General features: G+C 71.8%; 20 protein-coding genes and 2 pseudogenes. 13 read left to right on the forward strand and 9 right to left on the reverse strand.

Annotation, left to right across the window (positions count from 1 at the left end; genetic code table 11):
• Positions 1 to 180 precede the first annotated feature (180 nt).
• The 9 genes from AC5P1C_RS18285 (at position 181) to AC5P1C_RS18325 (ending at position 10883) form a co-directional block, all read left to right on the forward strand.
• The gene (locus AC5P1C_RS18285; protein ID WP_493866918.1) at positions 181 to 2007 is read left to right on the forward strand and encodes a peptide ABC transporter substrate-binding protein; all 1827 of its coding nucleotides are present in this window, start codon (positions 181 to 183) and stop codon (positions 2005 to 2007) included.
• A complete protein-coding gene (locus AC5P1C_RS18290) occupies positions 2004 to 2954 on the forward strand; it encodes an ABC transporter permease (protein ID WP_493866919.1) in 951 nt (316 codons plus the stop codon). The genes AC5P1C_RS18285 and AC5P1C_RS18290 overlap by 4 nt, the downstream gene beginning before the upstream one ends.
• Positions 2951 to 3865 carry an ABC transporter permease gene (locus AC5P1C_RS18295; protein ID WP_493866920.1) on the forward strand — a complete coding sequence of 305 codons (915 nt, stop codon included), beginning with the start codon at positions 2951 to 2953 and terminating at the stop codon, positions 3863 to 3865. Before AC5P1C_RS18290 ends, AC5P1C_RS18295 begins: the two co-directional genes overlap by 4 nt.
• A 15-nt stretch (positions 3866 to 3880) precedes the next feature.
• The gene (locus AC5P1C_RS18300) at positions 3881 to 5959 is read left to right on the forward strand and encodes an ABC transporter ATP-binding protein (RefSeq protein ID WP_493866921.1); all 2079 of its coding nucleotides are present in this window, start codon (positions 3881 to 3883) and stop codon (positions 5957 to 5959) included.
• Entirely contained in the window at positions 5914 to 6861 is a 948-nt protein-coding gene (gene mmuM, locus AC5P1C_RS18305; protein ID WP_493866922.1) for a homocysteine S-methyltransferase, read from the forward strand. Before AC5P1C_RS18300 ends, mmuM begins: the two co-directional genes overlap by 46 nt.
• A 132-nt stretch (positions 6862 to 6993) precedes the next feature.
• Positions 6994 to 8085 carry a WD40/YVTN/BNR-like repeat-containing protein gene (locus AC5P1C_RS18310; RefSeq protein WP_493866923.1) on the forward strand — a complete coding sequence of 364 codons (1092 nt, stop codon included), beginning with the start codon at positions 6994 to 6996 and terminating at the stop codon, positions 8083 to 8085.
• A 33-nt stretch (positions 8086 to 8118) separates the two neighbouring features.
• Positions 8119 to 8796 carry a uracil-DNA glycosylase gene (locus AC5P1C_RS18315; RefSeq protein ID WP_493866924.1) on the forward strand — a complete coding sequence of 226 codons (678 nt, stop codon included), beginning with the start codon at positions 8119 to 8121 and terminating at the stop codon, positions 8794 to 8796.
• Positions 8793 to 9809 (forward strand): N-acetylglucosamine kinase, encoded by a 1017-nt coding sequence (locus tag AC5P1C_RS18320; RefSeq protein ID WP_493866925.1) that lies wholly within the window; start codon positions 8793 to 8795, stop codon positions 9807 to 9809. Before AC5P1C_RS18315 ends, AC5P1C_RS18320 begins: the two co-directional genes overlap by 4 nt.
• Positions 9810 to 9941: 132 nt before the next feature.
• Positions 9942 to 10883, forward strand: a complete 942-nt coding sequence (locus AC5P1C_RS18325) for a sirohydrochlorin chelatase (RefSeq protein WP_493866926.1) — start codon at positions 9942 to 9944, stop codon at positions 10881 to 10883.
• Between the two features lie 89 nt (positions 10884 to 10972).
• Here the strand turns inward: AC5P1C_RS18325 and AC5P1C_RS18330 are convergent, their stop codons facing one another.
• From AC5P1C_RS18330 to AC5P1C_RS18345, 4 genes are all read right to left on the reverse strand, one after another.
• The gene (locus AC5P1C_RS18330) at positions 10973 to 12010 is read right to left on the reverse strand and encodes a lactonase family protein (protein WP_493866927.1); all 1038 of its coding nucleotides are present in this window, start codon (positions 12008 to 12010) and stop codon (positions 10973 to 10975) included.
• A 91-nt stretch (positions 12011 to 12101) separates the two neighbouring features.
• Positions 12102 to 13409, reverse strand: coding sequence for a nitric oxide synthase oxygenase (locus AC5P1C_RS18335; protein WP_493866928.1), 1308 nt, complete (start codon positions 13407 to 13409; stop codon positions 12102 to 12104).
• A gap of 185 nt (positions 13410 to 13594) precedes the next feature.
• Entirely contained in the window at positions 13595 to 13828 is a 234-nt protein-coding gene (locus AC5P1C_RS18340) for an XRE family transcriptional regulator (RefSeq protein WP_493866929.1), read from the reverse strand.
• 163 nt (positions 13829 to 13991) lie between these two features.
• On the reverse strand, positions 13992 to 14405 hold the full coding sequence (locus tag AC5P1C_RS18345; RefSeq protein WP_493866930.1) for an ATP-binding protein: 414 nt from the start codon (positions 14403 to 14405) through the stop codon (positions 13992 to 13994).
• A 211-nt stretch (positions 14406 to 14616) separates the two neighbouring features.
• Between AC5P1C_RS18345 and AC5P1C_RS18350 the strand changes: the two genes are divergently transcribed.
• Positions 14617 to 15501, forward strand: a complete 885-nt coding sequence (locus AC5P1C_RS18350) for an RNA polymerase sigma factor SigF (RefSeq protein WP_493866931.1) — start codon at positions 14617 to 14619, stop codon at positions 15499 to 15501.
• Between the two features lie 102 nt (positions 15502 to 15603).
• Positions 15604 to 15825, forward strand: coding sequence for a DUF6003 family protein (locus AC5P1C_RS18355; RefSeq protein WP_493866932.1), 222 nt, complete (start codon positions 15604 to 15606; stop codon positions 15823 to 15825).
• Positions 15826 to 15866: 41 nt separating this feature from the next.
• Here AC5P1C_RS18355 and AC5P1C_RS18360 read toward each other — a convergent pair whose 3' ends face one another.
• The 3 genes and pseudogenes from AC5P1C_RS18360 to AC5P1C_RS18370 all read right to left on the reverse strand — a co-directional run bounded on the left by AC5P1C_RS18360 (position 15867) and on the right by AC5P1C_RS18370 (position 18665).
• On the reverse strand, positions 15867 to 16553 hold the full coding sequence (locus AC5P1C_RS18360) for a VanZ family protein (protein ID WP_493866933.1): 687 nt from the start codon (positions 16551 to 16553) through the stop codon (positions 15867 to 15869).
• 85 nt (positions 16554 to 16638) lie between these two features.
• Positions 16639 to 16860, reverse strand: coding sequence for a DUF2267 domain-containing protein (locus AC5P1C_RS18365; protein ID WP_493867093.1), 222 nt, complete (start codon positions 16858 to 16860; stop codon positions 16639 to 16641).
• 295 nt (positions 16861 to 17155) lie between these two features.
• Positions 17156 to 18665: pseudogene (locus tag AC5P1C_RS18370) on the reverse strand (FUSC family protein).
• 242 nt (positions 18666 to 18907) lie between these two features.
• Here AC5P1C_RS18370 and AC5P1C_RS18375 point away from each other — a divergent pair.
• Positions 18908 to 19054 carry a hypothetical protein gene (locus tag AC5P1C_RS18375; RefSeq protein ID WP_202121071.1) on the forward strand — a complete coding sequence of 49 codons (147 nt, stop codon included), beginning with the start codon at positions 18908 to 18910 and terminating at the stop codon, positions 19052 to 19054.
• 29 nt (positions 19055 to 19083) lie between these two features.
• Positions 19084 to 19311: a hypothetical protein gene (locus AC5P1C_RS18380; protein ID WP_493867110.1), complete on the forward strand. Its 228-nt coding sequence runs from the start codon at positions 19084 to 19086 to the stop codon at positions 19309 to 19311.
• On the opposite strand, the pseudogene AC5P1C_RS18385 reads toward AC5P1C_RS18380, so the two are convergent.
• Together AC5P1C_RS18385 and AC5P1C_RS18390 are read right to left on the reverse strand one after the other, a co-directional pair.
• Positions 19272 to 19403, reverse strand: a pseudogene (locus AC5P1C_RS18385) (response regulator transcription factor); the annotation flags it as partial. The gene AC5P1C_RS18380 and the pseudogene AC5P1C_RS18385 overlap by 40 nt on opposite strands.
• A 183-nt stretch (positions 19404 to 19586) precedes the next feature.
• Positions 19587 to 19982, reverse strand: coding sequence for an STAS domain-containing protein (locus AC5P1C_RS18390; RefSeq protein ID WP_493866934.1), 396 nt, complete (start codon positions 19980 to 19982; stop codon positions 19587 to 19589).
• Positions 19983 to 20049: the final 67 nt, after the last annotated feature.

Genomic DNA, 20049 nt, shown 5'->3' on the forward strand with positions numbered 1-20049 from the left:
GCCAGACTCTCCCGACTTTAGGACTTCTTGCCGAACGAAGCTCTTGACTTGATTTTGTCGCCGGTCCTAGCGTTCAGGCGCCGCCCGTCGATCTCCGGCACGGTCCGGCTCTCGCATCCTTGGAGGCCCTTCGCCATGCGCTCAAGGCGATCATGTCCCCGCGCGCGGCGCCGCGCCCTCATGGCCACGGCGGCCGCGGCCGTCGCGCTCGCCCTTACGGCGGTGACCGGCTGCACCCAGGAGGGCGGCCGCGTCGACATGGGCCCCACCGGCGGCACTCCGGTCGAGGGAGGCACCGCCACGATGGCGCTGCCACCTGCCGCGACGCCCAACTGGATCTTCCCGATCGGCGCCCCCGGCTACGGCGCCTCGTACAACTACGGGATCCAGTCACTGCTCTATATGCCGGTGTACGACGCCGTGCAGGAGAAGGGTGAGCTGACCACGCACGGCCCGAGCACGCTGGGCCAGGAACCGAAGTTCAGCGACGGCAACAAGACGGTGACCGTGCCGCTGCGCGAAGGCGTGAAGTGGTCCGACGGGAAGCCGGTCACCGCACGCGACATCGAGTTCTGGTTCAACCTCGTCAAGGCCAACAAGACGAGCTGGGGCAACTACTCGGTCGGCACGATGCCCGACAACGTCAAGCGCTTCGAGACGGTCGACGACCACACCGTGCGCCTGCATCTGAGCCGCGCGTACAACCCCGACTGGTTCACCGCCAACCAGCTCACCCTGATGCGGGCCCTGCCCCAGCACGCCTGGGACGCCAGGACCGACGGCGGCGAGGTCGGTGACTGGGACCGCACCAAGGCGGGCGCCAAGACCGTCTTCGCCCGGCTCACGCGACACGCCAAGAGCCTCGGGTCGTACGGCACCGACCCGCTCTGGAAGACGGTCAACGGGCCGTGGAAGCTGGCGGGTTGGCGCGACAGCGGCCAGGTCACCATCGTGCCGAACGAGAAGTACACCGGCCCGAAGTCGCAGCGCCCGCACCTCGACAAGGTCGTCTTCAAGCCCTTCACCACGGCCGACTCCGAGTACAACGTGCTGCGGTCGGGAGGCGTCGACTACGGCTACATCCCGCCGTCGGTCATGGCACAGAAGGAGAGGTTCGAGGAGAAGGGCTACCGCGTCGATCCGTGGGAGGGCTGGGCGGCGACGTACATCGTCTACAACTTCAACTCCACCCAGGCGGGCCCCATGATGGACCAGCTGTACATCCGCCAGGCCATGCAGCACCTCGTCGACCAGAAGGCGATGAGCGACGTCATCTGGCAGGGCAGCGCGACGCCGACGCTCGGCCCGGTCCCGGTGACACCGAAGAGCCAGTACTTGTCCGGGGCGATGGAGAAGAACCAGTACCCCTTCGACGTCAAGAAGGCTCAGCGGCTTCTCACCGAGCACGGCTGGAAGACGGTGGACGGCACCGCACGCTGCGTACGCCCCGGAACGGGAGCCGACGAGTGCGGCAAGGGCATCGCGAAGAACACCCCGCTCGAACTCACCCTGCTCTCCCAGTCCGGCTCCACCGAGACGACGAACATGATGCAGGAGCTCAAGTCCTCGCTCTCCAAGGGCGGGATCGACCTCACCGTGCGCCAGCAGCCGCTGAACTCGGTGCTCGGCAACTCCGTGCCCTGCAAGGCGAAGGACCCCGGCTGCGACTGGGACATGTCGTTCTTCGGGACGGCCGGCAGTTGGTACTACCCGCTCAACCCCAGCGGTGAGCAGCTCTTCTCGACCGGCGCCTCCGCCAACTTCGGCAACTACAGCGACAAGAAGGCCGACCGGATCATTCGCGCCGTCCAGTACTCGCCCGACATGAAGGCGATGCACGCGTACGGCGAATACCTCGCCGAGCAGCTCCCGGTGATGTGGATGCCCAACCCCGCCTATCAAGTCTCCGTGATCCGCAACGACTTGCGGGGCATCGGCCAGAACCCCACCGTCACCTTCGCGCCGCAGGACTGGTACTACGTCAAGAAGAAGGGAGCCGACAAGTGACCGGCTTTCTGGTCAAGCGCTTCCTTCAGGCGCTCGTCGTGCTGTTCCTCGTCTCGGTCATCGTCTTCACGCTGCTGCACATGCTGCCCGGCGGCCCCGCACGCGCCATCCTCGGCCCGAAGGGCACTCCGCAGCAGATCGAGACCTTCAACCACCAGCAGGGCTACGACCGTTCGCTGCCCGCGCAGTACGTGATGTACCTGAAGCGGCTGTTCACCGGGGACCTCGGCGAGTCGTTCAAGCTCAACTCGCCGGTCTTCGACCTGCTCAAGCAGCGACTGCCGAAGACCCTGCTCCTGACGGTCCTCTCCACCGTGCTCGCCGTGGTCATCGCCGTCCCGCTGGGTCTGCTCCAGGCCGTGCGACGCGGCAAGGCGTCGGACTACGCCCTGACGGGGCTCGCCTTCCTCCTTTACGCGACGCCGGTGTTCTTCCTCGGGCTCATCATGATCATCGTGTTCGCGCAGGTGTTGCCGATCCTCCCGGCGGAGGCACCGCAGGGCGAGAGCGTCGGTGAACTCCTCGGCGACTTCACGGGGTTGGTGCTTCCGGTCGTCACCATGGCGTTCGGCATCGTGGCGATGTTCAGCCGCTACATGCGGTCAGCGGTCCTGGACAACCTCACCGAGGAATACGTCCGTACGGCGATGGCCAAGGGCCAGTCCAGCCGCCGGATCATGGTTCGCCACGTCCTGCGCAACGCGCTGATCCCGCTGGCCACGCTGCTCGGCCTCTATCTGCCGACGCTCTTCAGCGGCGCGCTCGTCGTCGAGTCGATGTTCAACTACCCCGGCATGGGGCTGCTGTTCTGGAACGCGGCGCAGGGCTCCGACTTCCCGGTGCTGCTCGGCGTGACGCTCGTCGTGGGCGTCGCCACCGTCGTCGGCTCGCTGCTCACCGACATCCTGTACGCCGTCCTCGACCCCCGGATCCGGAGCGTGGCATGAGTACCGCGACCGCAGACGTCACCCCCGAGGCCGCTCCGGGCAACGAGGCGGCGGCGCAGGCCACGCCCTCGCTCGCCCGCCGCACCCTCCAGGTCTTCACCGGCAACAAGCTCGCCCTGACGGGCGTGGTGGTCCTGCTCCTGCTCCTGGCCTTCAGCTACCTCGGCCCGCTGATCCACCCGACCGAGCAGGTGCACACCGACCTGTCCCAGGCGAATCTCGCGCCGGGCAGCCCCGGCCACCTCCTGGGTACCACCGACCTCGGCTACGACATGGTCGGGCGGCTGATGGTCGCCGGGCAGACCTCGCTCGAAATAGGCCTGGCGGCAGGCTTGTTGGCGACGGTCTTCGGGACCGTGTACGGCGCCGTCGCGGGGTACTTCGGCGGCTGGGTGGACGCGGCGATGATGCGGATCACGGACGCCGCGCTCGCGATCCCGGCGATGTTCCTGCTCGTCGTGGTCGCCGCGATCATCACGCCCAGCAAGGGTGTCCTCATCGTCATCATCGCCTCGGTCGCCTGGCTCTCCCCCGCCCGCCTGGTGCGCGGCGAGGCGCTCTCGCTGCGCGACCGCGAGTACGTACAGGCGATGCGGATGATGGGCGGCGGCGGCACGCGGGCCGTGTTCAAGCACATCGTGCCGAACGCGATCGGCACGGTCATCGTCAACTGCACCTTCCAGATCGCCGACGCCATCCTCTACGTCAGCTATCTCGCCTTCCTGGGCCTGAGCATCCCGCCGCCCTCGGCCGACTGGGGCTCGATGCTCTCGGCCGGCATCACCTACACACAGAACGGCTACTGGTGGCTGATCTTCCCGCCGGGCATCGCGATCGTCCTGGTCGTCGCCGCGTTCAACTTCATCGGTGACGGGCTGCGGGACGCGTTCGAAGTACGGCTGAGGAAGTAAGGGAGAACCGACGAGATGACCGAGCCACTGCTCAAGTCCGAGCCGCTGCCGACGTCCGAGCCGCTGCTCAGGATCGACGATCTGCGCGTCGACATCACCGCGCGCGAGCGCACCGTCCACGCCCTCGACGGCGTCAGCCTCGAACTCGCCCCGGGTGAGGCCCTGGGCATCGTGGGCGAGTCGGGCTGCGGCAAGACGATGACCGCGCTCAGCGTCCTCGGCCTGCTTCCGCCCGGCGGCGAAGTCGTCGGCGGACGCGTCCTGTTCGACGGCCGGGACCTGGCCACGGCTCCCGCCCCGGTCCTTCAGGGCGTACGCGGCAACACCATCGGCATGGTCTTCCAGGACCCGCTCACCTCGCTGAACCCGACGATGACGATCGGCGCGCAGGTGGCCGAGCCGCTCGTCCTGCACCGTCCCGAGCTCAGCAGGAAAGAGACGTGGGCGCGGGCCGAGGAGATGCTGCGCCTGGTCGGCATGCCACAGCCCACCGAACGCATGAAGGCCTATCCGCATCAGCTGTCGGGCGGCATGCGCCAGCGCGTGGCGATCGCCATGGCCCTGGTCTGCGAACCGAAGCTGCTCATCGCGGACGAGCCGACCACCGCCCTGGACGTGACGACGCAGGCCCAGATCCTGGAGCTGATCGACGGCCTGCGTGAGCGGCTCGGCATGGCGATGATCCTGGTCACGCACGACCTGGGCGTCATCGCAAGCCGGGTCGACCGGGTCGCGGTGATGTACGCGGGCAAGGTGGCCGAACAGTCCGACGTGCGCGGCCTGTTCGCCGGCCCCCGGCACCGCTACACGGAGGCACTGTTCGCCTCGCTCCCCGAACGGGCCGCGGACAACGGCACCGCGCTCCACACGATCCCGGGCCTGCCGCCGAGCCTGGCGGTGCGCCCGGCGGGCTGCCGCTTCGCGCCGCGCTGCTCCTTCGCCACGGACGAGTGCCGGACGGAGGAGCCCCGGCTCACGGACGATGAACTGCGGGGCGACGAGCACCGGTTCGCCTGCTTCCATCCGGTGCCGGACAGCGCATCGGAGGACGAGATCGTGGTCCCGCCGACCGTGCCCGCGCCGCGCGCCCCCGGCGACGTACTCCTCGAACTGGACGCCCTGGTCAAGGACTTCCCCCTCAAGGGCGGCGCCTTCTCGCGCCGTCGGGGCACGGTCAGCGCCGTCGGCGGGGTGTCGCTCGAGATCCGCAAGGGCGAGACGTTCGGCATGGTCGGCGAGTCCGGGTGCGGCAAGACCACGCTCGGCCGGATCGTCGCGGGCCTGGAGGAGCCGACAGCCGGGCACGTGCGCTTCGAGGGGCACGACCCGGCGCGGATGTCACGGGCCGAGCGGCGTGCGCACCGGCGGCGGGTTCAGCTGATGTTCCAGGACTCCACGGCCGCCATGGACCCCCGGATGCGGGTCGGCGAGATCCTGCGGGAGCCGCTGGTCATCCAGGGCGTGGGCAGCCGCGCCGACCAGGAGCAGCTGATCGGCGAACTCCTGGACGCGGTCGGCCTGCCGCGCGGCGCCGTGCACCGCTACCCGCACGAGTTCTCCGGAGGCCAGCGCCAACGCCTGGGCCTGGCACGGGCGTTGACGCTCTCCCCCGACCTGGTGGTGGCCGACGAGCCGGTCTCCGCGCTCGACGTCTCCGTGCAGGCGCAGATCCTGAACCTGATGCGCGAGCTGCAGCGGGAGCGCGGCCTGACCTATCTGTTCATCTCGCACGACCTGGCGGTGGTGCGCCACCTCGCGGACACGGTCGGCGTGATGTACCTGGGCAAGCTGGTCGAGTCGGGCCCGGCGACACAGGTGTACGCCCATCCGCTGCACCCCTACACGCGGGGACTTCTGGACACGGTCAACCTGCCGGACCCGGAGGCGGCGAAGGACCCAGGCCGCACGCCCCTGGAGGGCGAGACCCCGTCGGCCGCGCAACCGCCGTCGGGCTGCCGCTTCCGCACCCGATGTCCCGTGGCCCAGGAGGTGTGCGCCACCACGGAGCCGCCGGTGAGCACCCCGAACAGCGCGGGACACCAGGTGGCATGCCACTTCCCCCTGGCCGCGCCTCGACTAGCGTCGGCAGTGTGAAACTCGCGGATGCCCTGACCCGCCGCCCGCTCGTGCTCGACGGCGGCCTCTCCAACCAGCTGGAGGCCGCCGGGCACGACCTGAGCGACGCCCTGTGGTCGGCACGGCTCCTCGCCGACGACCCGGGGGCGGTCGTGGCGGCACACCGGGCGTACTTCGAAGCGGGCGCGGACATCGCCACCACGGCGAGCTATCAGGCGACGTTCGAGGGCTTCGCGCAGCACGGCATCGACGCGGTGAGCACCGCCGAACTGCTGCGCCTGAGCGTGGAGTCGGCCCGCGAGGCGGCTGCTGAGGCCGACCGTGAGGTGTGGGTGGCGGCCTCCGCGGGCCCGTACGGGGCGATGCTCGCGGACGGCTCCGAGTACCGGGGCCGCTACGGCCTGACGGTGGCGGAGCTCGAGCGCTTCCACCGCCCGCGCCTGGAGGTCCTCGCCGACGCGGAACCGGACGTCCTGGCCCTGGAGACGGTCCCGGACACGGACGAGGCGCGGGCCCTGCTGCGGGCGGTGCGCGGCCTGGGGGTGCCCGCCTGGCTCTCGTACACGGTCTCCGGCGGCTACACACGGGCGGGCCAGCCCCTGGCGGAGGCCTTCGCGCTGGCCGCCGACGCCGATGAGATCCTCGCGGTCGGCATCAACTGCTGCGACCCGCGGAACGCGGACGCGGCGGTGCGCCTGGCCGCACGGATCACGGGCAAGCCGGTGGTGGCGTACCCGAACAGCGGCGAGACGTGGGACGCGACCGCCAGGGCCTGGCGGGGCCCGGCCCACTTCACCGCGGGTCAGGTCGCGGGCCTGCGGGACGCGGGGGCGCGGCTGATCGGGGGGTGCTGCCGGGTGGGGCCGGAAACGATCGCGCGGGTGGCGGCGGAGCTGTCCGAAACCGGTCGGCGGAAGTGACGTCCCGAGGTCCGCGCCACCTCCACCACACCCGCCCCGACCTGCGTGAACGCCCGGTACAGGTGGAACTGTCAGTGCCTGGGTGCAGACTGTGCCCTACCTGAGACAATGACGTCCCCGGAGGTGGCCGCCATGGCCGACATGATCCTGACCGTAGGCACCCGCAAAGGCCTCTTCATCGGCCGCAAGCGCGACGGCACGAGCACCTGGCAGTTCGACGAGAGTCCGTACTTCAACGCCCAGGCCATCTACTCGGTGGCCATCGACACCCGCGGCAGCTCCCCCCGCCTCCTGGTGGGCGGCGACAGCTCCCATTTCGGCCCGTCCGTCTTCCACTCGGACGACCTCGGCAGGACCTGGACGGAGCCGCCCAAGGCGCCCGTCAAGTTCCCCAAGGACACCGATGCCTCCCTGGAGCGGGTCTGGCAGCTGCACCCCGCCGCCGCCGAACCGGACGTCGTGTACGCGGGCACGGAACCGGCGGCCCTGTACAAGTCCCAGGACCGGGGCGAGACCTTCGAGCTCGTGCGCCCGCTCTGGGAGCACCCCACCCGCGACAAGTGGGTGCCGGGCGGCGGCGGTGAAGGCCTGCACACCGTCCTGACCGACCCCCGCGACGCGAACGCGGTGACGGTCGCCGTCTCCACCGCCGGTGTCTTCCGCACCCTGGACGGCGGCAAGAGCTGGGCCCCCGCGAACAACGGCGTCTCCGCGGTCTTCCTGCCCGACCCGAACCCGGAGTTCGGCCAGTGCGTGCACAAGGTCGCGCGGGACGCCGTCGACCCGGACCGGCTCTATCTGCAGAACCACTGGGGGGTGTTCCGCAGCGACGACGCGGGCGCGCACTGGACGGACATCGGCGAGGGCCTCCCCTCGGACTTCGGCTTCGCCGCCGTCGCCCACCCGCACCGCGGCGACACGGCGTACGTCTTCCCGATCAACGCCGACATGGACCGCGTCCCCGCCGACCACCGATGTCGCGTCTACCGCACGGCCGACGCGGGCAAGAGCTGGGAGCCGCTCAGCACGGGCCTCCCGACGGGCGATCACTACGGCACGGTGCTGCGCGACGCGATGTGCAGCGACGACCAGGACCCGGCGGGCATCTACTTCGGCAATCGCAACGGCGAGGTGTATGCGTCGGCGGACGACGGGGACAGCTGGCGGGAGTTGGCGTCCCACCTGCCCGACGTACTGTGCGTCAGGGCGGCGGCCATCGGTTGATCGACGCCCCGGTTGCGGCAGTAGGGTGACGCCGTGGCACCACGACCCTTGCATGAAATCGTCGAAGCCGGCTGGGCGAAGGCCCTCGAACCCGTCGCCGGGAAGATCTCCGAGATGGGGGAGTTCCTGCGCGCGGAGATCGCCGCGGGACGCACCTACCTCCCGTCCGGGCCGAACGTCCTGCGGGCGTTCCAGCAGCCCTTCGACGAGGTGCGGGTGCTGATCGTCGGCCAGGACCCCTATCCGACCCCGGGGCACGCGGTGGGTCTGTCGTTCTCGGTCGCACCCGAAGTGCGCCCGCTGCCCGGCAGCCTCATCAACATCTACCGCGAGCTGGGCTCGGACCTGAGCGTCGCGCCGCCGTCGAACGGCGACCTGACGCCCTGGACCCAGCAGGGCGTCCTGCTGCTCAACAAGGCGCTCACCACGGCCCCGGGGCGTCCCGCCGCGCACCGGGGCAAGGGCTGGGAGGAGGTCACGGAGCAGGCCATCAAGGCGCTCGCCGCACGCGGCCGCCCCCTCGTCTCCATCCTGTGGGGGCGCGACGCCCGCAATCTGCGGCCGCTGCTCGGCCCACTGCCGTCGGTCGAGTCCTCGCACCCCTCGCCCATGTCGGCGGACCGCGGTTTCTTCGGCTCGCGCCCCTTCAGCCGGGCCAATGATCTGCTGGTCCAGCAGGGCGGGCAGCCGGTGGACTGGCGGCTTCCGTGACGGACGGCGCCGCGTACGTCCTCGGGGTGGACTCAGGCGGCTCCGGGCTGCGGGTCGGCCTCGCAGTCCCCGGGAGTCCGGACGGGGCGGGCTGCCCCGCACCGGTGAGCTCGCAGGAGCCGGTCCGCACCGGGGCACGCGGCATCGACGCCGGGGACTTCACGCGGCAACTGGTGCCCATGGCCCGCGAGTTGCTCGACCGGGCCAGCGGCGGGCGGATCACCGCCGTGGCCATCGGCGCCGCGGGCATGGCGACCCTGGGCGACGACCTGCGCGCCCAGCTGCCGTCCGCGCTCCACCAGGCCCTGGGCGCAAGAAACCTGGCGCTCGCCGCGGACGCCGTCACCGCGTACGCGGGCGCGCTCGGCGAGCACCCCGGAGCGGTCGTCGCCGCGGGCACCGGCATGATCGCGATCGGCACGGACCTGACCGCCTGGCACCGCGCCGACGGCTGGGGGCATCTCCTCGGCGACTGCGGGGGCGGCGCGTGGATCGGCCGCGCGGGCCTGGAGGCGGCGATGCGGGCGTTCGACGGCAGGCACCGCGGCTCGAAGCCGCTGCTCGCCCGCGCCGAGGAGCTCTTCGGGCCCCTGGCGGGCCTGCCCGGACAGCTCTATCCCCGTACGGACCGGCCCGCCCTGCTCGCCTCGTTCGCACCCGAAGTGGCGCGCTGCGCCCCCGACGACCCCGTGGCCCAGGCGATCCTGCGGGACGCCGCCCGGCACATCACCGAAGCCGCTGCAGCCGTCTGCCCGGCGCCCGACGCGGTGAGCAGGGGCGAGCGGCCCGAAGTCGCTTTGACCGGAGGCCTGTTCAAGATGGGCGAGGCGCTGCTCGGCCCGGTCCGGGCGGAGCTGCAGGTCCACCTGCCGCACGTACGGCTCGTTCCGGCCGCCGGCGATCCGCTCGACGGCGCCGTGCGCATCGCCGCCGACGTCGCCGCGAACCGGCTTCGCCTGCCGCTCGACCCGCGGATGCTGACCGTGCACAGGGAGACGGAGCAGGACAGTTGACCGCGTCGGGTTGACTGCTCCCCGAGGTGACAGTCGACCTCCGCGTAACTCATAAGACAAAAGCGGACTTATACCGCCCACCTGCACCCTCCCCGAACAGCGAAGCCCCGAAGACCAGTAGCATGCGGGGCCATGAGCTCCCCCACCGGGCCCGCATCAGGCCTGCCCGTACGAATGCCGCGACCCCGCCAGCCCGGTCGGCACCGCCGCCCGGAGCCCGTGGCGGCTCCCGAGAACGCGCCCGCGCTCGTTCTCGCCGTACCGGGCGTACCCAGCACCGCTACACGCAGCCTCGCCGAAGAGGTCGTGAGCATCGCCCGCTCCGAGCTGCCCGGCCTCGACGCACGCATCGGGTACCTCGACGGGACCGAGGACGCCACGACGGCCTCGTTCCCGGAGTTCCCCTCGCTGCAGTCCGTGCTCGCGCACGCCGCCACCGAGCGCACCGCGCGCTACGAGCAGGCGCGCGCCGCGGGGGCGGACGTCGCCGAGCCGGACGGCCCCGTCGCCGTCGTGGTGCCCCTCCTCGCGGGCCCCGACAACGCGCTGATGCGTCGCGTGCGGCAGGCCGTGATGGACAGCCGCGCCCCCGCCGAGCTGACGGACGTCCTCGGCCCGCACCCGCTGCTCGCCGAGGCGCTGCACGTGCGCCTCTCGGAGGCCGGTCTGGCCCGCGCCGACCGCGCCCGCCTGTTCACGGTGGCCACCGCGGCGGACGGCATCATCCTCGCCACGGTCGGCGGCGAGGAGGCCGTGCAGGCCGCCGGGATCACCGGCATGCTGCTCGCCGCCCGCCTCGCGGTGCCGGTGATGGCCGCCGCCCTCGACCAGGAGGGCGCCATCGCGAGCACCGCCGAGGAACTGCGCGGCTCCGGCTCGACGCAGCTCGCGCTCGCCCCGTACCTGATCGGTCCCGAGATCGACGGCAGCCTGCTCGACGCGGCCGCCAAGGAGGCCGGCTGCTCGGTCGCCGAGTCGCTCGGCGCCTACCCGGCGATCGGCAAGCTCGCCCTCTCCAAGTACGCGACGGCACTCGGGATCGCCCCGCAGCCGTCGGGCGCGCCGGTCCACTGACCGCACCGCGCCGGCAGAACTGATGCCGTCACGCCGATGGGCCCGCTCCCTGATGCAGGGGGTGGGCCCATCGGCGTACGCGAGCGCGCTCAGCCGAAGATCACGCAGGAGGCGGCCGGGGCCGGGATCGAGCCCGCGCGGCGCGGGATGCCCGTCGCCGGGTCGATCGCGAACCAGGTCACGTCACCGGAGCGCTCATGGGCCGCGTACAGGAACCGTCCCGACGGGTCGATGGCCAGATCACGCGGCCAGTGCCCGCCGCAGGGGACGGTGGCGGTGAGCCGCGGCGTGTCGCCCGCCTCGTCGAGCGCGAGCACCGAGATGACGTCCTGGCCGCGGGTTGCGGTCCACAGGAAGCGGCCGTCGGGCGCGACGACGACCTCGGAGGGGTAGGCATCGCCGTCGCCGTCCGTGGGACCCGGCAGCACGGCCGCCTCACCGAGCGGCTTGAGGGCCCCGTCGGCGGCGTCCCAGGCGCAGATGGTGACGGTGGGGGCGAGCTCGTTCAGGACGTACGCGCGGTCGCCGCGCGGGTGGAAGGCGAGATGCCGGGGGCCCGAGCCCGGCCGCAGCGCGACCTCGCGGTGCAGGGTCGGCTCGCCCGCCTCGTCGAGCTCGCAGATGCGTACGGAGTCGGTGCCGAGGTCGACGCTCACCACCCAGCGGCCGCTCGGGTCGGGCAGGACCTGGTGGGCGTGCGGCCGCTGCTGGCGCTGCGGGTGGGGCCCCGCGCCGGTGTGCGACAGGACGCCGGAGAGGGCGGGCGCGAGGCTGCCGTCGGAGCGCACGGGCACGGCGGTGACGCTGCCGGAGCCGTAGTTGGCGGTGAGGACGTGCCCGGCGTGCAGGGCCAGATGCGTGGGCCCCTCCCCGCCGACCGCGACCGGCGGCCCGGCCTGCTCGGGCTTGTCGCCATTGAGGCGGTACGCGGCGACGGCGCCGTCGGGTGTCTCGCTGACGGCGTAGAGCGTGTCGCCCGCCGCCGAGAGGGCGAGGTACGAGGGGTCGGCGACCGTGTCCGTGGTACTGAGAACGGTCAGCGCACCGCTGTCCGCGTCGACGGCCGCGGTGAGGATTCCGGCGCCGCCCGCCGCGGTGAAGGACCCGATGTACGCCCGTTGACTCATCCCGTGCCTGCCGACCACTGCGTTCCCCTCTCGACTCTCGACCGAGCGCCGTGTCCAGGGGACGCCCGTGCGGCAGACGCTAGCAGTCGGTCTAGACCAAGGCTCCGCTGCTTTCACCGCGCGTCCTGGCCAGGGCCTCCGGGTGGTGGACGTAGGCGGGGTGCCGCTCCACGGTGTCGTACGTGCGGTGGAAGACGGGTGTCGTGCTGCCGGAGAGCGGCGGCACGATCCAGGACCAGTCGGCGCCTACGCTGCGTCCCTTGCTCTCCTCGCGGCCGAGGTGGGTCAGGAAGCGCCGGGACTCGGTGTGGTGGTCGGACATGGTGATGCCGGCCTTGTCGAAGGAGTGGAGCACCGCACGGTTGAGCTCGACGAGGGCGCGGTCCTTCCAGAGCGAGCGGTCGCTCGCCGTGTCGAGCCCGAGCCGCTCGGCGACGCGCGGCAGCAGGTCGTAGCGGTCGCTGTCGGCGAGGTTGCGGGCGCCGATCTCGGTGCCCATGTACCAGCCGTTGAAGGGCGCCGCCGGGTAGCAGACGCCCCCGATCTCCAGGCACATGCAGGCCAGCGCGGGCACGGCGTGCCACCGCAGTTCGAGCCCCGCGAACCAGGCGTGGTCGGGGTGCTCGATCGGGACTTCCAGCACGGCGTCGGGCGGCAGCCGGAACCAGCGGGGCCCGTCGTCGGAGCCCTGGATCACCAGGGGGAGTACGTCGAAGGGGGTGCCGGGGCCGCCCGGCCAGCCGAGGGCCCGCGCGAACGCGGTGATCCCGACGTTGCGCGGGTCGCCGACGACGCGTCCACCGGGGCCCGGGTATCCGGCGTACCGGATGAGCTGCTCGTTCCAGATGCGGGGCCCCGGACGGCCGGGGGCGTCGGGCGCGAAGACGGTGATGAGCGGCCTGATCCGGCACCCGCCGCTGACCGCGTCCCGCAGGTGATCCGCCGACGCGGCGGCGACGTCCTCGGCCGCGGTCAGCTCCCTGCGGTCCAGGACGCGCAGGGAGCGCCAGTACAGACGTCCGATGCAGCGGGCGGCGTTGCGCCAGGCGAGCCGGGCGCCGAAGACGAGCTCCTCGTGGGTGTGGCGGTACGTCCCCGCCTCCGCGATCTCGGCGAACACCTGGGCGATCCGCGGGGCGGGGTCACCGCGGCGGGTCTCGGCGTGGTGGAGGCGGATGAACTCGGCGGCGGCGCCGCGCAGCGCTGGTCCCGCCGGTGCGCCGTCCCTGGCGCGCGGCGCCGACGGCGCGACGGCGTCCTCGTGGCCCACGGCACGCTCCGGGCGAGCCGCGTCGACGGCACGCTGGTGGGGGCCGGCCGGGCAGTGCTCCGGCGCGCTCCGCCGCGTACCGCGGTCAGCGGCGGATCCGGATCCGGCCCTGCGCAGGAAATTCCGCATGGTGCACCCCCAGGGGCGGCGCGGGGGCGCGGACCGCTCCCGCACGGTCCGCACGTCTGTTAGCCGCGCAGTTACCCCTCCCACGGGGTGATCCACCCTGTGCGTGCCCGGTGAACATGCCTCAGAATCGGGCCGATTGTCCACGCCATGACCGCGAACGGCAGGTCACCGTGGGTTCCGCGCGGTCAGGGGAAGGTCGCCGCGGCCGTGGGCCGCGATGCGTCCTTGATGGCGGGCAGTGCGAGGGCGCCGGCCAGTTCCGCGAGTTCCTCGTCGGTCGGGCGGACGGGCCCCTCGGCTCCGTCCTCCGCGAAGGCCCGGATGCGCGGGGTGCGGATCCCGGTCTTGTCCGCGACCGCCTGCGGCGTCAAGTGACGGCGCCGCATGGTCTGTTGGAGCAGCTGCGAGAGGTCGTCCATTGACCTCTCCTGCCCCGTGCGCCCGGTCTCATGCCGTACGCCTCGCCGTGCGGGGTCCCGGCGCGGCGTCGCGGCACGGCGTTCGCGGCACGGCGTTCGCGGCGCGATGCCGCGATGCCGCGGGGTCGCGGGGTCGCGGGGTCGCGGGGTCGCGGGGTCGCCGCTAGCGCGGCAGGACGGCCCGGATGGTCTTGCCGTTCCGCCCGCTGGTCACGGTGACCGCCTTGGCCATGTGCTGGACCATGGGCCAGCCGAACCCGCCGGTGCCGCCGGCCAGGTCGGGCGCCCGCTCCTGCGGCGGCCGCGGATCGGCGTCGCCGACCACCACCGCTATGCCGTCCGGCTGCGCCTGCAGGCGCAGGGAGCACGACGTACCCCGTGCGTGCCGTACGACGTTGGTGACGAGTTCGGAGACCGCGAGTTCTACGCTCGCGGCATCCTGGGTGCCCACGGCGGGGCGGAGCCCGCCCACGAAGGCCCGTGTGAAGTCCCGCGCGTCGGCGACGGCTTCCGGCCTCTTGTCGAAGACCGCCTGGTCAGCCGTTCCGGTGTCCAGTCGCATCCCGTGCGTCTTCATGAGCCCTCCTCGTGCGGGGTGGCCTCTGTCCGAATATGGGGTGGCCGCTGTCCGAGTTGCTCACTTGCCCGGCAACGCGAACCTGTAACGCCCCAACAGATAACGGATCTTGTTGCACGGCTCGGCGCATGAAGCTCCGACGCGGGGGTACGTGCGCTTCACCGGCCGGTCGGGGGACGACGGAGGGCCGGTGCGGACTGGGGAGGGCAACATGACAACGGCCACCGGTACATCCACGGACGCCTCCATCGACAGCGGCATCGCGGAACTGCCGGACCTGCCGGGCCTGTCGGGCCTGCCGGAGATCGCATCCCCCCAGGGGGTCGGGCCCAAGGACGCCCGCGCCCTGTCGAAGCTGTTCTTCACGCGGCTCGCCACGCTCGAAGAGGGCACGGCCGAGTACCAGTACGCCCGCAACACCCTCGTCGAGATGAACATGTCGCTGGTCCGGTACGCCGCCGGGCGGTTCCGTCACCGCAGCGACGACATGGAGGACATCGTCCAGGTCGGCACGATCGGTCTGATCAAGGCCATCGGCCGCTTCGAGCTCTCCCGCGAGGTCCAGTTCGCCACGTTCGCCGTGCCCTACATCGTCGGTGAGATCAAGCGGTTCTTCCGCGACACATCCTGGGCCGTCCACGTTCCGCGCCGTCTCCAGGAGGCCCGCGTCGAACTCGCCAAGGCCACCGACGAGCTCAGCACCCGCCTCGGTCGCTCCCCCAGGATCAGCGAACTCGCCGAGCTGATGGACCTCACCGAGGACGAGGTCATCGAGGCCCGCACGGCGTCAAACGGCTACAACACCACCTCCCTCGACGCCACCGTGCACGGCGACCGCGACGACAGCGAGGCGGCCCTCTCCGACTTCATCGGCGCGGAGGACCCCGCCATGGAGCTCGTCGAGGACTTCCACGCCCTGGCACCGCTGCTCGCCCAACTCGACGAGCGCGATCGGCAGATCCTGCGTCTGCGGTTCGTCGACGAACTGACCCAGTCGCAGATCGGCGAACGTCTGGGCGTCTCCCAGATGCACGTCTCGCGCCTCCTGTCGCGCACCCTGGCCCGCCTGCGCGAAGGGATGCTCACCACCCGCTGACACCCCGTCGGGGGACGCCGGGAGCAAGGCGGGATTGCGGCCGCCCCAGGAGCACTAGCATCAGTGCGCCGCTGATGTCCGATCGAGAAGGCGGCCCCCACGATGGCCGACGACGCTTACCTCTTCCTCCTTCCCGACCAACACCCCCGCCTGGGGACCGCGCTGGCCGCCGTCGGCGCCCTGGAGTGCGCACAGACCCCCGCCGTCCACGGCTGGCTGCAGGCACACGAAGCGTCGCCGGCTCTGGTGCACAGGGCGCTGGCCGCGCGCATCGCCCGGCTCACCGGACTCGACCCGCAGGCCATCGGCCGACTGACGGCCTGACAGCCCTGACGCCCTGACAGCCCTGACCGCCTGAACCGCCGCTACTTGGCTGCCGTCGGCCGCTTCGTGAAGCGGTGCCACCAGTGCCGGCGGCGGGGATGCACGGCGCGGCCCAGCCTGCGGCCGATCAGCAGGTAACCCAGTACGGCACCGGTGGTGTTGAGCAGGACGTCGTCGACGTCGAAGGCCCGCCCGGTGACGAGGAAACCCTGGGCCAGCTCGACGAGCAGCATCACCAGTGCCGTGACGGCTATGACGCGCAGGAGCCCACGGACGCGGGGCACGAGCACCGGCAGCAGCATGCCGAACGGCAGGCCGAGGACGATGTTGCCGCCGAGCTGTTTGACGGTGTCGCGGAACGCGGGTTGGGCGAGGTAGTCACGGATGGAGTCGCCGGGGCGCAGATTGCTGTGCGTCAGGGATTCGGAGGCGGCCGAAGGCTCCAGCGTCAGCCGGGCGAGGAGCACCGCGAAGACCACCGTCCCCGCGAAGGCCAGCAGCATGGCCATCGCGCGCCCCCAGGCGGAGAGCGGCGGCGCGCCGGGAGCGCGCCGGGCCTCTGACGCCTTCGCGGGCTTGCCTGCTTTCGCGGGCTTGCCTGCCTTCGCGGAATTGCTCGGCTTCGCGGAGTTGCCTGCCTTCGCGGGCTTGCGCGCCTTTACGTTCTTGCGCGCTTTCACCGTGTTGCCTGCCTTCACGGGCTTGCCCTCGGGGACCGTCCGTGCCATCACAAGCCTCCCTTCAGGGGGGTGAGCTGTCTGTGCCGTCCGTTGCCCGTTCGGTGGAGCCGGAGCCGCTCCTGTTCGTCGGAGGTCACGCGGGGTCCGTACGACCGAACAGACCCGCGTGCCCCGGCGGAAGCTGCGTGTGGATGCGGCGCAGCAGCGCGTCGTCGACGACCTCCGCGACCGTGCCGAGCACCGCGGTGACGGCACGGCGTGCCTGCCCCGCGTCGTCGTCGACACGTGTGCCCAGCGCATCGACGAAGGCCGTGGGCGTCAGGGGTTCACTGGCCGGTGAGCCGTCGGTGAGCAGCGGGCCGCACTGCCGGGGTTCGGCAGCGCGTGCCGTCCGACGGCTGCCGCGACCGACACGTCATGCACGATCGACGGTGACTCCTCCTGCATGGTCAGCATCCCTCTCCGGTCGAGTGCCGCATGGCCCGGCAGCACCCTCCGGGCGGAGACGCGCGGCGTGGCCCGGCGCCCGGAGGAGCGGGAGTTCGTCTACCACGCGATGAGCCACTCATGTGTCATCGGCGGAGTCTTCGATGAGTGTGATCGCCCGGCGTGCTCGGTCCGGCGTCGCCCCGCGAGGGGAACGGGCCTGCTCAGGCCCCGATCAGGGGCGTCCGGGTCGAGCTGCGCAGCGGCACGGCCAGCTCGACGAGTGCCTTCTCCAGGCCGTGCAGATGGGCCAGTACGGGCTCGACGGTGGAGGGCTGCGGCAGGGCGAGGGCGTCGGCGGACGGGGCGTGTGCCGGCTCCGGCGCGGTGAGCGCCGCCACGGCGGCCTCCACCCGCCAGCAGGCCGCGGCGAGCCGGTCGTCGTGCGAGGCCTCGGGGTCCGCGGCGATCGAGGCGAGCCCGCGCACCTCGCGGGCGCAGGCGTCGAGCAGCGCGAGCACTTGACGCGCGCGTGCCTTGCGGGCCCGCAGCGGACTGAGCGGGTGCACCAGCGGAGCGAGCGAGAAGCGCACCTTCCCCAAGAGCTGCTCCAGCTCGGCGACGCGCGGCCCGGGATCGGCGCTCTCGGACCCGGCGAGCCGGGCCGCGGCCTCCGCCGTGCAGGTGTGCACACACCGCAGGGCGCGCTCGATCCAGGCGTTGGTCGTGGCATGCGTGGTGACGGGCAGGACGAGGAGCACGGCGAGGACGGCGCCGAGCGCCCCCACGCCGGTCTCCGTGACCCGCAGGGCGAGCAGCCCCGGGTCCAGCACCCCGAGCAGTCCGTAGAGCACGCCGGCCATCACCGTGACCGCCAGCATCATCCAGGTGTACGAGACTGCGGCCGTGTAGAAGATCCCGAAGACACAGACGGCGACGATGACCGCCGAAGGCACCGGGGCGCCGTGCAGCGGGATCGCCAGGACGAAGGCCCGCGCCGATCCCGATGACCGTGCCGAGGACCCGCCGGAAGCTCCGTACGAGGGTCTCCCCGCTCGACGCGGTGTTCACGAACACCCACCAGGTGGCGCCCACGGCCCAGTACCACCGCTCGTCGGAGAGCACCTGCCCGGCCGCGAGGGCGAAGGCGCCGCCGAGCGTCGCCTGGACCGCCTGCCGGGTGGTCGTCCTGGCCAGGCCCCTGCCACCCGGCGCGGCGGGGACAGCGGGGGGCGGCAGGCGGCGCTCGTAGCACCAGAACCCGAACCGCACGGCCGATGAGGCGCACAGCGACATCACGATGGCGGCGAACAGCTCGGGCAGCTGCCCCGGCACCGTGTGCAGGAACTGCGTCGCGAAGAACATCATGAACGCGAACACCCCGAGCGAGTGCCCGCGAGGCCCCCACCGCCGCGCGTACACACCCACGCCCATCACGGCGAGGAAAGCGGCGTCCCGCGCCACGGGTACGTCGTGCAGGACCGCCGCCAGGGCAAGCACCGGGAAACCGACCACGGGGAGCAGAGCCGTGGTGACGGCCTGCCCCTTCACCGTCGCGTCGCCCACGGTGAAGAGAGCGAGCAGCGCCGCGAGCCCGCCGGTGATCGCCGCGACGAGCGAGTGCCCGGCCAGACCGCACACGGCCACCGCGAGCGCGATGCCGATGACGGCCCGCGCGGCGAACCGCAGCCGCGTCCTCCCCGGGTCCGGCGCCACGAACACCCTCTTCAGCACGGCTCCCCCGCCCCTTTCGCTTCCAGCACGATCTGTCCGCATGAAAAAGGCGCCGCGGGAATCCGCAGCGCCATCGACGGACACATCACACCATCCAGAGCCCTACTGGCTCAACAGGCTCCTATTTCACTGGACCATTGGCACACTATTCATCTGCATTGCCATGCCACAGGAGGACCATCGGACCATTGCCCCTGGGCATCCGTCGTAGGCTGGTAGTTCTCGAATTCTTAGGAGTCGGCATGCCCGGAGTCATCGACCGCATCAAGCAGTTCGTACGGAGCCCCCAGGGACAGCGCACGATCCGCCAGGTCCGCCAGGCGTCGGCCGACCCCCGCAAGCGGGCCCAGGCCAAGCGCATGCTCCGCAAGTTCCGAGGCCGCCACTGACCCGTCAGGCCTGATGGCGTCCCACGACCATGAGCAATGTCGACCCGGGCAGTGCCCGGGTCGACGCCGTCGTACGGAACCCCCAACAGCCGCCCCCGCACGAGCCGTTCACAGATCAGCGCGGCGGCAACCCCGCGCCCGCAGCCGATCTCGAGGACGCGGTCGTCCGGCGCGACGTCGAGGAGCTCGACTGCGGCCACGAGCCGTTCAGGCACCTTCATTCCGGCCTCCCGGCGAGAATCAGTCCGGTCTCGTAGGCGAGTACCACGGCCTGGACCCGGTCCCGGAGGTCCAGTTTGGACAGGATGCGGCCGATGTGCGTCTTGACGGTGGTCGGGCTGAGGAAGAGAGCCCCCGGAGGCGAACCCGGCTCCCCCGGCCGCCGATCCGGCGGGTCGGCTCGTGGTGTCCACGCGCTTTTTCCGGGGTCGTCATCGCGCTCCTCGGCGCGCTGCTCCCCGCGGTATTGGCGGCCAGGACCCACACGGCCACGGCGCTGCGCACGGAGTGACGCGGCAGCGGGCCGCCGGGGTTAGGGCTCCCTCGGCGGCCACAGCGGGCGGTCCTCCGCCGGCAGGGTCAGCAGGGCCTGGCCGACCGTGCGGTGGACGGGGAGCAGTTCCGTGCTGCCGGTAAGCGTGAGCATTTCCGAGAGCCGGCGCCCCGCACCCGCGAGCAGCAGCTTGCCCTCACGGCGGGCGAGCAGCCAGCGCACGGCGAGCAGGCAGTTGAGTCCGCGCGAGTCGCAGAACATCAGCGCGGTCACATCCAGGACCAGATGCCGGTGCCCGGCCTCGACTGAAGCGCCGAGGGTACGCAGGAAGTACTCCTCGCAGGACTGGTCCAGCTCGCCGCTGACCCGCAGCACCGCGGAGTCGGAGCAACTCGCGAGCTCGGTGATGGTCAGGCGATGGGTCTCAGTGGACATCGCACCCCCAGGCGCCATCGTACCGAGGTCAGCCCAGTGGCCTCTCCCGAAACAGCTCCGAGCGGCT

It is taken from the genome of Streptomyces sp. A18 (genome assembly GCF_059026065.1).